14 protein-coding genes are annotated in these 14,829 nt (G+C 71.1%); 6 read left to right on the top strand and 8 right to left on the bottom strand.

Going from position 1 to position 14,829, the window contains the following annotated elements:
- Positions 1–10: 10 nt before the first annotated feature.
- A complete protein-coding gene (locus ACILRB_RS11535) occupies positions 11–574 on the bottom strand; it encodes a nitroreductase (protein WP_395666435.1) in 564 nt (187 codons plus the stop codon).
- A 226-nt stretch (positions 575–800) separates the two neighbouring features.
- On the opposite strand from ACILRB_RS11535, the gene ACILRB_RS11530 reads away from it, so the two are divergent.
- From ACILRB_RS11530 to ACILRB_RS11510, 5 genes are all read left to right on the top strand, one after another.
- On the top strand, positions 801–3,245 hold the full coding sequence (locus ACILRB_RS11530) for a YfhO family protein (protein ID WP_395666434.1): 2,445 nt from the start codon (positions 801–803) through the stop codon (positions 3,243–3,245).
- Positions 3,238–4,212 (top strand): hypothetical protein, encoded by a 975-nt coding sequence (locus ACILRB_RS11525; protein ID WP_395666433.1) that lies wholly within the window; start codon positions 3,238–3,240, stop codon positions 4,210–4,212. The genes ACILRB_RS11530 and ACILRB_RS11525 overlap by 8 nt, the downstream gene beginning before the upstream one ends.
- Positions 4,209–5,177, top strand: coding sequence for an L-threonylcarbamoyladenylate synthase (locus ACILRB_RS11520; RefSeq protein WP_395666432.1), 969 nt, complete (start codon positions 4,209–4,211; stop codon positions 5,175–5,177). Before ACILRB_RS11525 ends, ACILRB_RS11520 begins: the two co-directional genes overlap by 4 nt.
- 135 nt (positions 5,178–5,312) lie before the next feature.
- Positions 5,313–6,080: a uracil-DNA glycosylase gene (locus ACILRB_RS11515; protein ID WP_395666452.1), complete on the top strand. Its 768-nt coding sequence runs from the start codon at positions 5,313–5,315 to the stop codon at positions 6,078–6,080.
- Positions 6,081–6,165: 85 nt separating this feature from the next.
- The gene (locus ACILRB_RS11510) at positions 6,166–7,044 is read left to right on the top strand and encodes a neutral zinc metallopeptidase (RefSeq protein ID WP_395666431.1); all 879 of its coding nucleotides are present in this window, start codon (positions 6,166–6,168) and stop codon (positions 7,042–7,044) included.
- Positions 7,045–7,074: 30 nt separating this feature from the next.
- Here the strand turns inward: ACILRB_RS11510 and ACILRB_RS11505 are convergent, their stop codons facing one another.
- Positions 7,075–7,593, bottom strand: a complete 519-nt coding sequence (locus tag ACILRB_RS11505) for a transposase (RefSeq protein ID WP_395666430.1) — start codon at positions 7,591–7,593, stop codon at positions 7,075–7,077.
- 200 nt (positions 7,594–7,793) lie between these two features.
- Here ACILRB_RS11505 and aat point away from each other — a divergent pair, with 200 nt between their 5' ends.
- Entirely contained in the window at positions 7,794–8,483 is a 690-nt protein-coding gene (aat, locus tag ACILRB_RS11500) for a leucyl/phenylalanyl-tRNA--protein transferase (protein WP_395666429.1), read from the top strand.
- On the opposite strand, the gene ACILRB_RS11495 is transcribed toward aat, so the two are convergent.
- Genes ACILRB_RS11495 through ACILRB_RS11470 form a run of 6 tightly spaced genes read right to left on the bottom strand, consistent with a single transcriptional unit; the run spans position 8,480 to position 14,761 of the window.
- On the bottom strand, positions 8,480–8,959 hold the full coding sequence (locus tag ACILRB_RS11495; RefSeq protein WP_395666428.1) for a cytochrome c-type biogenesis protein CcmH: 480 nt from the start codon (positions 8,957–8,959) through the stop codon (positions 8,480–8,482). The genes aat and ACILRB_RS11495 overlap by 4 nt on opposite strands.
- Positions 8,960–8,964: 5 nt before the next feature.
- On the bottom strand, positions 8,965–10,959 hold the full coding sequence (locus ACILRB_RS11490; protein WP_395666427.1) for a heme lyase CcmF/NrfE family subunit: 1,995 nt from the start codon (positions 10,957–10,959) through the stop codon (positions 8,965–8,967).
- A 7-nt stretch (positions 10,960–10,966) separates the two neighbouring features.
- Positions 10,967–11,449: a cytochrome c maturation protein CcmE gene (gene ccmE, locus ACILRB_RS11485; protein ID WP_395666426.1), complete on the bottom strand. Its 483-nt coding sequence runs from the start codon at positions 11,447–11,449 to the stop codon at positions 10,967–10,969.
- 9 nt (positions 11,450–11,458) lie between these two features.
- Positions 11,459–12,592: a c-type cytochrome biogenesis protein CcmI gene (gene ccmI / locus ACILRB_RS11480; RefSeq protein WP_395666425.1), complete on the bottom strand. Its 1,134-nt coding sequence runs from the start codon at positions 12,590–12,592 to the stop codon at positions 11,459–11,461.
- A 58-nt stretch (positions 12,593–12,650) separates the two neighbouring features.
- A complete protein-coding gene (locus tag ACILRB_RS11475) occupies positions 12,651–14,066 on the bottom strand; it encodes an ATP-binding protein (RefSeq protein WP_395666424.1) in 1,416 nt (471 codons plus the stop codon).
- On the bottom strand, positions 14,063–14,761 hold the full coding sequence (locus ACILRB_RS11470) for a response regulator transcription factor (protein WP_395666423.1): 699 nt from the start codon (positions 14,759–14,761) through the stop codon (positions 14,063–14,065). Before ACILRB_RS11470 ends, ACILRB_RS11475 begins: the two co-directional genes overlap by 4 nt.
- Positions 14,762–14,829 lie beyond the last annotated feature (68 nt).

Here is a 14,829-nt window from a genome sequence, read left to right as displayed (position 1 = left end):
CCCGGTCGTTTCAGAAGCGCGTGACGATGTCGGAAAGAGCGGGGCGCGCGCGATCCTCGCGCGGCTGGTCGTTGCGGCCGATGTGGATGAAGCCGGCGATCTTTTCCTGCGGGCCGACGCCGAGCGCGTCGAGCGCCGCGCGGTCATAGGCGCACCATTCGGTGAGCCAGGCGCTGGCGTAGCCGAGCGCGTTCGCCGCGACGACGAGGTTCATGCATGCGGCGCCGGCCGAAAGCTCCTGCTCCCACTCGGGAATTTTCACATGCGGCGCGGCGCGCGAGACCACGGCGACGACCAGCGGCGCCAGAGAAAGCCGCGTTTTCTCAAAAGCGATCTTCTTTTCGTCGGCGTCGGGATGGGCGGCCCGATAGACGTTCGCCAGGGCCTCGCCCGCCCGTTCGCGGCCCTCGCCCGAAAAGACGATGAAGCGCCAGGGCGCGAGCTTGCCATGATCCGGGACGCGGGCGGCGATCTGAAGCAGGGTGTCGATCTCGGCCTCGGTGGGGCCTGGCCCCTGCAGCGTCGCCGCAGGGGCTGATCGCCGGGCCTTGAGCATTTCAATGGTCGCGTTCATGAGAGGTTCATCGCTTCGGGCCTAGGACAACATCGGACGCGCGGGCCGCTTTTCGGGCCAAGCTTCAGCGTGTCATGCTGATATCTCTTGCCGAGGCGTTCGCCAACCCGTGGCGGCGCGGACGCAAGGCGCTTCATGAAAACGCCGCGATGATCGCCAATCTGCGCAAAGCCTGAGCCTCGGCGTCCATTTGAAGCGCAGGCCCCCAAGGATGCAGCCGCCCCCCATGTCGACCGCCCCGTCGCCCGCCGCCGCCATGACCGCCGGATCGCCCGCCGACGGCTCGATGTCCGCGCCTTCGCATCCGTCCGCGCCGGACTGGACGCCGCTCGAAACCGCGCTCGCGCTCGCCGCGACGATCGGCTTCTGCGTCGCCGCCTTCCTGATGTGGGCCGCGGCCGACGCGGTCGTGCCGTGGGATTCGAAGAATCACTTCTATCCCATGTTCCGCTTCCTCGGGGACGCGCTGAGCCGCGGCGAGGCGCCGCTGTGGAACCCCTATCATTTCGCCGGCCATCCTTCGGTCGCCGATCCGCAGTCGCTGCTGTTCACGCCGACCATGACGCTGTTCGCCTTCATCGCGCCGAACGCCTCGATGCGCGTGTTCGACGCCGTGATCCTCGCGCATCTCGCCTTCGGCGGCGCCTGCGTGGTCGGCCTCTGCCGCCGCTGGCGCTGGCGTCCCGCCGGCGCCGTTCTCGCCGCGATCGTCTACATGCTCGGCGGCGCGGCCTCGGCGCGGCTGCAGCACACCGGCATGATCATCTCCTACGCCTTCTTCCCGGCGGCGCTCTGGGCGCTCGACGCGCTGATGGAGCGGCGCACGATCGGGCTCGCCCTGCTGTTCGGGCTGGCGTCCGGCCTGATGACGCTCGGCCGCGACCAGGTCGCCTTCCTCATGGTCATGACGCTCGCCGGCCGGGTCGTCTACGCGGCCGTGTCTTCGGGCGCGCCGGTCGCCTTCCTGCGCTGGCGCGCCGGCGTTTTCATCCTCGCCGGCGCGACGATCCTCGCCATTCTGGCCGGCCCGGCGCTGCTCACCCTGCAATTCCTCGACGAATCGAACCGGCCCGGCATCGCCTTCGGCGTCGCGGCGGCGGGCTCGCTGGCCCCGGTCAACCTGACGACCCTCATCGCCCCCAATTTCTTCGGCTCGATCGACCGGCTCAACGATTACTGGGGCCCGGCCTACGACACCATGGCCAGGGCCGACTGGACCGACCGCGCGATCGACTATCTCTTCATCGGCACCTTTCCGGTCGTGCTCATCCTGTGGCACGGGCTCGGCGCGGGCCGGCTCGGCGAGCGCGGCGGGCGCTTCTTCCTGATCCTCGCCGGCCTCGCCCTGCTCTACGGCTTCGGCCGCTACACGCCCTTCTTCGCGCTCGCCTTCGACTCCCTTCCCGGCGTGTCGCTCTATCGACGCCCGGCCGACGCGACCTTCATCCTCAACATCGCGCTCGCCTTCGGCGCCGGCTATCTGCTGCACCGCTTCGAACTGTTCGGGCTCCCTCGCGTCGCGTCGTCGCGGCTTGCGCGCCTTTCGGCCGGCGCGACCGCGCTCGCCGTCGCCGCGATCCTCGTCGCCGGACTTCGCTTCTCATGGCGCGAGGGGCGTTTCCTGCTTTCGCTGGAGCAGCTTGGCGTCGCCCTCGCCGTCGCCGCGCTCGCGGCAGGGCTGCTCGTCGTCCTGCGCGCGCCGCGCCGGCGCGCGCTTTGCGCCTGCCTCTTCGTCGCCCTCGGCGCCGGCGAGATCCTGTGGCGCAACGCCGCCTCCCCGCTCAACGCCGAGCCCGAGAGCCGTTACAGCGTCTACGCCCAGATGACCCCGGCCGAGGCCGGAGCGGTCGCGGCGCTGCGCCGCGAAATCGCGGCCCGGGTGCGGCAGGGCGACCGGCCGCGCGTCGAAATTCTCGGCCTGCCGGGGCCATGGCAGAACGCCTCGATGATGCTCAAGCTCGAGAACACCATCGGCTACAATCCGCTGCGCATCGAAGATTATGAGCGTGCGGTCGGCCCCGGCGACAACGCCGGCGACCCCAATCTCCGTCATTTTCCCGGCACGTTCCGCGGCTACAATTGCCGGCTCGCCTCCCTGCTCGGGCTCGAATATCTGGTGCTCGACCGGCCGCTCTCCAGGCTTCCCCGCCATGTGCCGCGCCCCAAGGCGACGCTGATCTATTCGGCGCAGCACGTCTATGTCTACCGGCTGCGCGACGCCGCGCCGCGCGCCTATTTCGCCTCGCGGCTGCGCCCGGCCGACGCCGCCCTCGCCCTCGAGGAAGGCGAGCTTCCGGCGTTCGACTGGACGCGCGAAGCGCTGGTCGACGAATCGAGCCTGCCGCTCGTCAAGCACGCCGTCGTCGAACGCGGCGACACGCATGACGTCCCGGCGACGAACAGCCGCGTCACGATCGTCTCGGCCTCGGACAATGCGGTGACGCTCGACGTCGTCGCCGACGAAGCGGGAGTCGTGGTCCTGCACGACATCTATTATCCCGGCTGGGAGGCGCGGGTCGACGGCGAGCCGCGCCCGATCCTCAAGACCAACATCCTGTTCCGCGGCGTCGAGGTTCCGGCCGGCCGCCACAAGGTGGAGTTCGCGTTCCGGCCCTTCTCCATCGCCAATCTGTCGGCCGCCGTCGCCTCGATTTCGCAGCGCCATGACTAGACCCGGGACCGGAGCGCGCGCCGTCGCGGCGACCCTTCTCCTTCTCGGCGCGCTCTTCGCCGCCGCCGCGCCCGCGCGGGCGCAGACCGCGCCTTCGCCCGCAGACCAGGTCGCGCCCGCCGTCCTTCCGCCGCTGAACTTTCCAGGCCCGACGTCGCATGACGCCCCGGCCGAGCCGCCGGCGGCGGGCTCGATCCTGCACCTGACGGCCGTGCTCTCCGCGGCGGACCCGAAGCCGCTGCGCTCGGGCGTGCGCTGGCGCGTCTTCAGCGAGAAAAGCGAGCTCGACGGCACGAACAGGCTCGTCGCCGAAAGCTCCGACGCCATCGCCGCGCTCACCCTCCCGGACGGCTCCTACATCATCCATGCCGCCTTCGGCCTCGCCGGGGCGACGAAGCGGGTGACGGTCGCGGGACGCGGCGTCAGCGAGCGGATCGTGCTGAACGCGGGCGCGCTCAAGGTCACGCCCCTCGTCGGCGACGTCGTCCTGCCGGCGGCCAAGACGCAGATCGCCGTCTTCGTGCCCGAAAAGAACAATTCCGAAGCCAAGCTCGTGGCCACCATCAAATCCGGCCAGACCATCGGCCTGCCGGAGGGCGACTACCATGTGGTGTCGACCATGCTCGACCCGCAGGCCAACGGCTCGTCCGCGACCACCAATTCGGTCGTCAACGCCGATCTGCGGGTGCAGGCGGGCAAGCTTATCGACGCCTCGCTGCGCCATCGCGCCGCGACCATGACGCTGAAGCTCGTCAGCGGGCCCTCGGGCGAGGCGCTCGCCAACACCTCCTTCACCATTCTGACGCCGGGCGGCGACGTGATCCGCGAGATGATCGGGGCCTTCCCCTCGATCGTGCTGGCCGAAGGCGAATATGTCGCCATCGCGCGCCATGACGACAACGTGTTCCAGACCAATTTCAAGGTCGAATCGGCGATCGACCGCGACGTCGAAGTGATGGCGAAATGAGCGCCGAAGGGCCCGCGCCGCGGCGCGCCGACGACCCGGGCGCGATCGCCGCGGCCGCGCGGCTGTTGCAGGAGGGCCGGCTCGTCGCCTTCCCGACCGAGACGGTCTATGGCCTCGGCGCCGACGCGACCTCCGAGGCCGCCGTCGCCGCGATCTACGCCGCCAAGGGCCGCCCGTCGCACAATCCGCTGATCGCCCATGTGGCGAGCCTCGACGACGCACAGGCCGAGGGCCTGTTCTCGCCGGCGGCGCTGCGCCTCGCCGAACGATTCTGGCCGGGGCCGCTGACGCTCGTCGTGCCCATGGCGCCGACAGGCCGCGTCTGCGGCGGCGCCCGCGCCGGCCGCGACACGCTCGCGCTTCGCGTCCCGGCCCACCCCTGCGCCCTCTCCCTCATCCGCGCGGCGGGCCGTCCGCTCGCGGCCCCTTCGGCCAACCGTTCGGGCAGGGTGAGCCCGGTGACGGCGGCCCATGCGCGCGAAGACCTTGGCGCCGCCGTGTCCCTGATTCTCGACGCCGGCCCCTGCGCCGTGGGCGTCGAATCGACCATCCTCGCCTGCCTCGACGGCCCGCCGCGCCTGCTGCGCCCGGGCGGCCTCGCCCGCGAGGCGCTTGAGCAGGCGCTGGGCGAACGCCTCGCCGGGGCGGCGAAGCCCGGAGACATCCTCGCGCCGGGCCTGCTCGCCTCCCATTACGCGCCGCGCGCGGCGGTGCGGCTCGACGCGCAAAGCCTCGAAGCGCGGGAGGCGGGGCTCGACTTCGGCGGACGCTTCGCGCCGGGCGCCCGCGTGCTCGACCTCTCGCCGCGCGGCGACCTTGCGGAAGCCGCCGCCAATCTGTTTTCGTTTCTGCGCCGGCTCGACGCGGCGGGGCCGGCCGCGATCGCCGTCGCGCCGATCCCGCGCAAGGGGCTTGGCGAGGCGATCAACGACCGGCTCGCCCGCGCCGCCGCGCCGCGTGAGTAGCCCGCGCCGCAAAGACGGTCGCGACCGCGCCCGCGAGCGCTTATATCTCAGGCGTCGGGCGCGAGGCCCGGCCTCGAACGCCGCGCTGGAGCCGTGTCGGACAGTCTGATCGCCCTTTTGCGCTGGTACGCCGACATGGGCGTCGACATCGCCGTCGGCGACCTCCCGCGCGACTATCTCGCCGAGGCGAAGAGCCCGCCCGTCGCGCCGCCGGCCGCGCCGCGTCCCCGCCCCGAACCCGAACCGCCGCCGCCCGCCCGCAGCGCGCCTTCGCCGTCGATCGACGCGCTCGAGCGCGACGCCGCCTCCGCCGCGGCCGAGGCGAATACGCTCGAAGAGCTGCGCGCCGCGCTCGAACGATTCGACGGCTGCGCGCTCAAGACGACCGCCACGCGGCTCGTGTTCGGCGACGGCGAGGCCGGCGCGCGGGCGATGTTCGTCGGCGAGGCGCCCGGCGCCGACGAAGACCGGCAGGGCCTCCCCTTCGTGGGGCGCGCCGGCAAGCTCCTGAACCGCATGCTCGGCGCGATCGGCCTCACGCGCGCCGACGTCTACATCGCCAACGTCGTTCCCTGGCGCCCGCCCGGCAACCGCACCCCCTCGCCGCTTGAGACGGCCGCCTGCCTGCCGTTCATCCAGCGCCAGATCGAGCTCGTCGGCCCGAGCGTCCTTGTCTGCCTCGGCGCGCCCTCGACGCAGACCCTGCTCGGCGTCAAGGAAGGCATCACCCGCGTCAGGGGCCGCTGGCTCGACTATCAATGCGGCGACCGGCCGATACGGGCGATGGCGATGCTGCACCCCGCCTATCTCCTGCGCCGGCCCGCCGACAAGAAGCTCGCCTGGCGCGACCTGCGCCTGCTCGTGCGCGAGCTGGAGCGCCTGCGCGCGGAATCCGCTCCATAGCCCGGGCGCGTCTCTTGTCCGGGCGCGGTTTCGCGTTAAGAAATGGACGTGCCGGCCTCGGCCTGCGCGAATCGGAGCCGCTTTCATGAGATGGGAAGACTTCCGCCAGTCGGCGAACGTCGAAGACCGGCGCGGCGACCCGCAGTCCGCCGGCATGCGCGGCGGCGGCGGGCTCGGCCTTGGCGCCATCGTGGTGCTCGGCCTTCTCGGCTGGATGTTCGGGATCGATCCGCGGCTCGTCATCGGCGGCGCCGAAATGTTCAACCAGGCCACGCGCGGCCGGCAGACGCAGAGCGAACCCCAGACTCCGGCCAAGGCGCCGTCCGACGAGGTCGGCAAATTCGTCTCCGCCGTCGTCGCCCAGAACGAGGACGTCTGGACCGACGTGCTGCCGAAGCAGACCGGCGTGAGCTACCGGCCGCCCCGGCTCGTGCTTTACAGCGGCTCGACCCGCTCGGCCTGCGGCGGCGCGAGCGCCGCCATGGGTCCGTTCTACTGCCCGAACGACCAGAAAGTGTATCTCGACACGTCGTTCTTCCGCGACATGCAGCGCAAGCTCGGCGGCGGCGGCGATTTCGCCTACGCCTATGTGATCTCGCATGAAATCGGCCACCACATCCAGAATCTGCTCGGGGTGCTGCCCAAGGTTCAGGCGGCCCAGGCGCGCGCCGGCAGCAAGGCGCAGGCCAACGCCCTTTCGGTCAGGGTCGAGCTGATGGCCGACTGCCTGGCCGGCGTATGGGCCGCCAACGCGCAGAAAAAATACAATATCCTTGAGCCGGGAGACGTCGAGAAGGCGATTCGCACCGCGCAGGCGATCGGCGACGACCGCCTGCAGGGCGAGGCGCAAGGCTATGTCGTGCCGGATTCCTTCACCCATGGCTCCGCCGAGCAGCGCGAGCAGTGGCTGAACACGGGGCTCAAGACCGGCGACGTCAACGCCTGCAACACGTTTGCGCGCTGATTTCGCACGCCGTCGGGCGGCTCCACGCCCTCAGGCCACGCGTCGCGCCGGCGTGCGCAGCGTGATCGCGGGGGCGACCGCCACAGCGAGCGCCGAAAGATCGCCGGCCAGGGCGCGCAGGCAGCGCTCGCGCGGCGCGATCAGACCGGCGAGCGGCGCGGCGCGCGGAAACAGGCGCTCGAGCAGGCGCTCAGGCACGGCGCGCAAAAAGGCCGTCCCGGCGCGGTCGACCTGCAGGAAATCGCCCGCCTCCTCGATGAAGCCCTGCTGCGGCGCGAAGCCCGCGCGCAGCAGAAGCAGATGCGGGCCGTGCGCCGCGCTGATCGCCGCGCGCATCCGCTCGGTCTTCTCGTCGGCCTCGATCAGGCCGCAGCCGGCGTGGTCCGCGACGATGTCGAGGCCCGCGCCTCTTGGCCCGGCGATGCGCACGTCGCGCACCAGCCCTTCGACATTCGCCCGGACCAGAGACGCGAGGCTGCGCACCAGACATTCGACAGGCTCGACGTCGACGGCGGCGCTGGCTTCATAGAGGACGACGGCTGACAGCATGGCTCGGATGCGGCGCGTCCGGCCCGGGCCGGATCAGGAAAGCACCGCCTTATAGGACGCTTTCGCGACGACGAAAGCGGAATATGAGACCTCGCCGCCCCACGCATTCGGGGCGCGGGCGATTGCGCCGGCGCGGGCGAGCGCGCATTCTCGACGCGCCCCGCATTTCAGGGGCTCCGCAGCAAGCGCGAAGATCGCCCATGACCCGAGCCCGCGACCCGTTCGAGATCACGCCCGACATTCTCCTGCGCGCCTATTCGATCGGCCTGTTCCCCATGGCCGAGAGCGCCGAGGACGCCAATCTCTTCTGGGTCGATCCGGAGCAGCGCGGAATTTTCCCGCTCGACGGCCTGAAACTGTCGCGCAGCCTGCGCAAGACCATTCGCTCCGACCTTTTCGAGGTCCGCGTCGACCATGATTTCGACGCGGTGATCGACGGCTGCGCCAGATCCTACCCCGATCGCGACAAGACCTGGATCAACGACCGCATCCGCCGGCTCTACCGCCAGCTTTTTGACCAGGGCCGCGTGCATACGGTCGAGGCCTGGTTCGAGGGGGCGCTCGTCGGCGGGCTTTACGGCGTGCATCTCGGCGCGGCCTTTTTCGGCGAAAGCATGTTTCACCGCAAGACCGACGCCTCGAAGGTGGCGCTCGCCCATCTCGTCGCGCGCCTGCGCCAGGGCCGCTTCCTGCTGCTCGACGCGCAATTCGTGACGCCGCATCTTGAGTCGCTCGGCGCGGTCGAGATCGCCAAGGCCGACTATCGCCGCCTGCTCGCCGCGGCCATGGCGCAGCATGGCGATTTCTGGGCCTGGCCGCGCGGCCGGATCGTGTCCGGAGCCGAGGCGCTCGAAGCCCTGCCGCGCGCCGAAGCCCGCGGCGAACCTTAAGCCCGGTCGCGCTCGTCGCGCTCGAGCAGCGACTGGAGCTCCTGCGTCTCGGCGGCGCTGAGCGGCGGCGCGGCGGTTACGGCGGCGCGACGGCGCAAATGCAGAAAGACGAAGGCTCCGCCAAGCAGCAGGATCGCCGCCGGCGCCCCCCAGAGCGCGAGCGTCCCCGCCCGCAGCGGCGGCCTGAGCAGGATGAAATCGCCGTAGCGCCGCACGAGATAGTCGCGGATCGCCGCGTCGCTGTCGCCCGCCTGAAGCTTTTCGCGCACCAGAAGCCGCAGGTCGCGCGCAAGCGGCGCATGCGATTCGTCGATCGATTCGTTCTGGCAGACCATGCAGCGCAGTTCGGCCGACAGGGCCCGGGCTCGCGCCTCGAGCGTGCGGTCGGCCAGAATCTCGTCAGGCTCGACCGCACGCGCCGAAAGCGGCGCGAGGATGAGAAGCGCGACGAAAGCCGGCGCGAAAAGGCGGCGCATCGGAATCACTCCGCAGGCGCCGGCGCAGCCTGCGGGCGCAGGCTCGCGCGCCGCGCCGCGCCGATCCTGTAGCGCCGGTCGCTGAGCGAGAGCGCCCCGCCGAAGGCGGTGATCAGGGCGCCGCCCCAGATCAGCGTGACGAGCGGCTTCCAGAAGATGCGCGCGTCGGCCTTTCCGTCGGCCTCGATTCCGCCGATGCTCATATAGACCTGGCCGAGGCGCAGCGTGGCGATGCCGGCCTCGGTGCGGTTCATCCGCCGCGTCGGATAGGAGCGCAGCGACGGCTCGATCTCGGCGACCTTGGCGTCGCCTGAGAAAATCGAGGCGGGTCCGACGATTTCGGAGTAATTCGGCCCCTCGCGGCGCGAAAGCTCATGAAACACAAGGCGGTAAGGCCCGAGTTCGACGGTCTCGCCCGGGCGCAGCGTGGTCACCTTCTCGACGCCCCAGCCGGTGGCGGCGAGGCCCAGAAGAGTCACGCCCATGCCGGCGTGGGCGAAGGCGGTCCCGAGCGTCGCGCGCGGCAGGCCGGCGAAGCGGCGCGCCACGAGGCCGGCGGAAAGCCCACCCCCGGTCGGGCGGGCGAACAGGCGCCGCCCGACGTCGGCGAAAGAGCCGAACACGACATAGGCCGCAAGCCCGCCGAGAATGAAGCTCAGCGCCGGCCCGCCATGGATCGCGGCGAGCGCGGCGGCGGCGGCGAAGCCGGCGAACACCGCGTAGGCGAGCCGCTGCGCCGCGCCCAAAAGGTCGCCGCGCTTCCAGGCGAGCGTCTGGCCGACCGGCATGGCGAGGAACAGGGGCAGGACGAGCGGGACGAAGGTGAGGTTGAAGAAGGGCGGCCCGACGGAGATCTTTTCGCCGGTCAGGGCCTCGAGCGCCAGCGGATAGAGCGTGCCGACGAAGACCGTGGCGCAAGCGGTCGAAAGCAGCAGGTTATTGAGCACGATCCCGCCCTCGCGCGAGATCGGCGAGAACAGTCCGCCCTGCTTCAAGGTCCCGGCCCGGGCCGCAAACAGCGTCAGCGAGCCGCCGATGAACACCGACAGGATGCCCAGAATGAACACGCCGCGGGTCGGGTCGGTGGCGAAGGCGTGCACCGAGGTCAGGACGCCCGAGCGCACCAGAAAAGTGCCGATCAGCGACAGCGAGAAGGCGAGGATGGCGAGGAAGATGGTCCAGACTTTCAGCGCCTCGCGCTTCTCCATGACGCTCGCGCAGTGAATGAGCGCGGTCGCCGCCAGCCAGGGCATCAGCGAGGCGTTTTCGACCGGGTCCCAGAACCAGAAGCCGCCCCAGCCGAGCGTGTAATAGGCCCAGTAGGAGCCCATGGCGATGCCGAGCGTCAGGAAGACCCAGGCGGCGAGCGTCCATGGCCGCAGGAAGCGCGCGAAGATTGCGTCGATGCGCCCGGTGAGCAGGGCCGCGGCGGCGAAGGAATAGGCGACCGACAGGCCGACATAGCCAAGATAAAGCAGCGGCGGGTGGATCGCGAGGCCCGGGTCCTGCAGCAGCGGATTGAGGTCGTTGCCTTCGGCCGGCGGGACGCCGATCCGGGCGAAGGGGTTCGAGGTGAGGAGGATGAACAGCAGGAAGGAGGCGCTGATCCAGGACTGGACGCCGAGCGCGTTGGCGCGAAAATCCTCCGGCGTCGAGGCCGAGAACAGCGCGACGAGCGCTCCGCACAGCGCGAGCACCAGCACCCAGAGGAGCATGGAGCCCTCATGGTTGCCCCACACGCCGCTGATCTTGTAGATGAGCGGCTTCGCCGAATGGGAGTTCTCGACCACGTTGAGGAGCGAGAAATCCGAGCCGACATAGGCCGCCGTCAGCGCGAAATAGGCGTAGGCGACGAAGAGGAAGCCGACGATGGCGACGGGCGGCGCCACCGCCATGAGCCTGCGGTCGCCGCGCGCCGCGCCCCAGACCGGCAGCACGGAGTTGACGAGCGCGAGCGCGAGCGCCAGCACCAGCGCGTAATGGCCGCTTTCGACGATCATCGCGCCCTCACTTTCCGCCTGCGGGCGCGGCCTGCGCGCCGCCCTGCCCCGGTCCCCGCCCTTCCTGCCAGACGCCCTGCGCCTTCAGCGCGTCGGCGACCTCGCGCGGCATGTAGCGTTCGTCATGCTTGGCCAGCACGCTGTCGGCGTGGAACAGGCCGTCGGGCCGCAGCGCGCCCTCGGCGACGACGCCCTGCCCTTCGCGGAAGAGATCGGGCAGAAGGCCGGTGTAGGTCACCGGCACGTCATGCTTGGTGTCGGTGACGACGAAGCGAACCGTCTGGCCGCCCTCGCGCTGGAGCGAATCCTGCTTGACGAGGCCGCCGACGCGCAGCCGCGCGCCGCCGACCGAGGCTCTGGCCGCGAGTTCGGTCGGCGAATAGAAAAAGACGATGTTGTCGCGCAGGGCGAAGCTGACGAGGCCGACGGCCAGCGCGATCACGAGGCCGCCGGCGGCGATCAGGGAGAGACGTTTCTGTTTGCGCGTCATGCCGGCGCGTCACCCTTCAAGGCCGAGCTCGCGGGCGAGCGCGTCGATACGCGCGCTCGCCGTCGCGTCTCCGGCGAGATTTTTCTTCGCGTCGGCGAGCGCCGATCGCGCCTTGTCCTTGTCCTGCAGCACCGCGTAGGCGCGCACCAGCCGCAGCCAGCCCTCGACGTCGCCGCCGTCCCGCGCGAGCCGCTCCGCGAGGCGGTCGACCATGCCGCGAATCGCCGTCGCCTGCTCCGGCGCGCCCATCGCCGCGATTTCGGCGGCCTTGGACGGGACGGGAGGCGAGACGGCGGACGCGGCGGGCGGCGCGCCGTCGAGCGCGGCGAGGCGGGCGCGCACGGCGTCGACATAGGGCGCGTCGGGCTTTGCGTCGGCGAGAAGCGCGCCAAAAATGCGCCGCGCCTCGTCCCTGTCGCCGGCGTCGGCCGCGGCGACGCCGAGATAGAAGCGCGCCCGCGCCGCCCCCGGATCCTTTTCGACGGCGGCCCTGAACAGGTCCCGCGCCTTGTCGCTCACCGCGCCGTCGGCTGCGGCCACGAGCGCCTCGCCTTCGAGCGCCAGACGCTCGGGCGTGTCGCCCCTGAGCCGGCGCAGGGCGGAAAAGCTCGCCGCCGCCTCCTGATAGCGCCCGAGCTTCATGTAGATCGGGGCCAGCAGATCATAGCCCCTGGCGTCGTCGGGATTCTTCTTGAGATGCGCCTCGATCTTGCCGATCGCCGCCATGAAGTCGAGCGAGCCCGGCGGCTGGCTCATGCGGGCCGACAGCGGCAGGTCGGGCATGGCGGGGCGCCCGATCTCCGAATAAAGCGCCAGCGCCAGCGCCGGGGCGCAGACGGCCGAACCGACGATGACGGCGACGCGCGCTTTCGACGCCCGCCCGCCCGCCTGCGGCGCGGCGGAGTCGGCCTCATGCGTTCTGGCGGCGGCGATGAGACGGCGGGCGGTCTCGGCCTTCGCGCTCTGGGCTTCCTGCGGCGAGACGGCGCCGCGCGCCGCGTCGCGCTCGATCTCGGCGAGCTGGGCCTTGTAGAAGCCGATTTCGAGCGCGCCGCGCGCGGGGGAGCGCGGCGGCCGGATCAGCGGCCAGGCGACGGCGAGCGTCGCCAGCGCCGAGAAGATCGCAAGAAGCGCCCAGAACATCGCGCCTACATAGTTGGCGGCGCGGGGCTTGCAAAGGATTTTTCGCCGGCCTGCGGCGTCACGAACGCGTTGGCGCCGTCTGGGGCGCGGCCGGCAGCCTCAGCTCCGCGCGCAATCCCCCGAGCGGGCTCGCCGACAGATCGAGCGCGCCGCCATACATGGAGGCGAGGTCGACCACGATCGAAAGGCCGAGGCCGGAGCCGGGCTTCGTCTCGTCGAGCCGGCGCCCGCGCGCCATCGCCTCCCTGCGCAGGTCGGGCGGCAGGCCCGGCCCGTCGTCGTCGATGAGCACGCGCAGGAAGGCGCGCCCGGCCGCGTCCGCCGCGGGCTCGGCCTCGATCGTGACTTCGACCTTCGCGTTCGCCCATTTGCCGGCGTTGTCGATCAGATTGCCCGCCATCTCCTCGAAATCCTGCGTTTCCCCAAGGAAACGGGACGGGCCGCAGGCGATCAGGGCGAAGCTCACGCCCCGGTCGGCGTAGATCTTGCGGAAGGCGCCGAGCAGGCCCTCGACCACAGGCGCCGGATCGGTCGCGCCCGTCAGCGTTCCGGCGCGCACGGCGGCGCGGGCGCGCTCCAGGTAGAAGCCGACCTGGTCGCGCATGACCTGCGCCTGCCGGCCGACCGTCTCGGCGAGCGGCCCCTGCGCCAGCGCGGCCTCGTTGAGAACGACGCTGAGCGGCGTCTTGAGCGCATGGGCGAGATTGCCGACCTGGGTGCGCGCGCGCTCCACGACTTCGCGATTGGCGGACAGCAGCAGGTCGAGCTCGCCCGCGAGCGGCGCGATGTCGGGCGGATAGGCGCCGCCGATGGTCTCCGCCTCGCCGCGCCGGATCGCGGCGACCGCCGCCTGAAGCCGCCGCAGCGGCGCGAGGCCGAAACGCAGCTGGAGGGCGGCCGAGCCGATGAGCGCCGCCGCGAGCAGGAGAAAGGTCGCGACAAGATAGCCCTCGAACGCGGCGATGGCCTGCTCCATCTCCTGCGTCGCGGCCGCGACCTGCACGAGATAGATCCCGGCGTCGCCCGCGTCGACGATGCGCTCGACGACGCGCAGGCGCCGGTCGTCAGGGCCCTGCGCATAGCCGCGCCGCGCGCCGCCGACGCCGACCGGCACGCCGAGATCGGCGAGCTCCGGCAGGCGGGCGGCGAACAGCGAGCGCGAACTCGCGATCACGCGCCGCTCGCCCCCGAGCCGCGTGATCTGCCAGTACCAGCCGGACAGCGCGAGCAGGAATTGCGGGTCGCCGAGCTCGTCGGGCCCGATGCTCGGCGCCTCGGGCGCGGCGGCGGCGATGTCGGCGACGAGGGCGCGCAGATAGACGCTGAGGCGGTCGTCGAAATTGCGTTCGGCCGCCTGCCGGTACGCCGCCGAGAGGAGCGCGCCGGCGATGAACAGGATGGCGAAGCTCAGCGCCGCCGAAGAGACGAACAGCCGCCGCGCGATGGAGACGCCGGCGACGCTCGGGCGGTTCACGCCGTCTCCGGCGACTGCGCCGTCCCGGGCGCGTCCGCCGGGGCGCTCAGCACATAGCCGAGGCCGCGCATGGTGTGGATGACGTCGACGCCGAGCTTGCGGCGCAGGCGCCCGACGAACACTTCGATGGTGTTCGAGTCGCGGTCGAAGTCCTGGTCATAAAGATGCTCGACGATCTCGGCGCGCGAGACCACCTTGCCCTGATGATGCATCAGATAGGCGAGCAGGCGGTATTCGTGCGAGGTCAGCCTGACCGGCGCGCCCGAGACGGCGACCTTGCCGGCGCGCTCGTCGAGCGTCACAGGGCCGCAGGCGAAGACGCTCGACGCATGGCCGGCGGCGCGGCGCATCAGGGCGCGCAGCCGCGCCAGCAGCTCCTCCATGTGAAAGGGCTTCGTCACATAATCGTCGGCGCCGGCGTCGAAGGCCGCCACCTTCTCGCCCCAGCGGTCGCGCGCGGTCAGCATCAGCACCGGCATGGTCCGACCCGCCTTGCGCCAGTCGACGAGCACGTTCACCCCGTCCTTTTTGGGAAGGCCGACGTCGAGCACCACGCCGTCATAGGCTTCCGTGTCGCCCAGAAACGCGCCTTCCTCTCCGTCGAAAGCCCTGTCGATCGCGTAGCCGGCCTTTTCGAGGGCGGCGGCGATCTGGCGGTTCAAATCCTGATCGTCCTCGACGACGAGCAGACGCATGGGTTCAGCTCCGTTGCGGCGACGGCCGCGCCGTTCAGATGATCGCGCGGCCGGAGCCGGCGCAGTGT

Origin of the sequence: Methylocella sp., assembly GCF_044226135.1 — a bacterium.
Lineage (GTDB): Bacteria > Pseudomonadota > Alphaproteobacteria > Rhizobiales > Beijerinckiaceae > Methylocapsa.
Note: the sequence above shows the minus strand (reverse complement) of the source record. Positions and strands in the feature narration are given on the sequence as shown.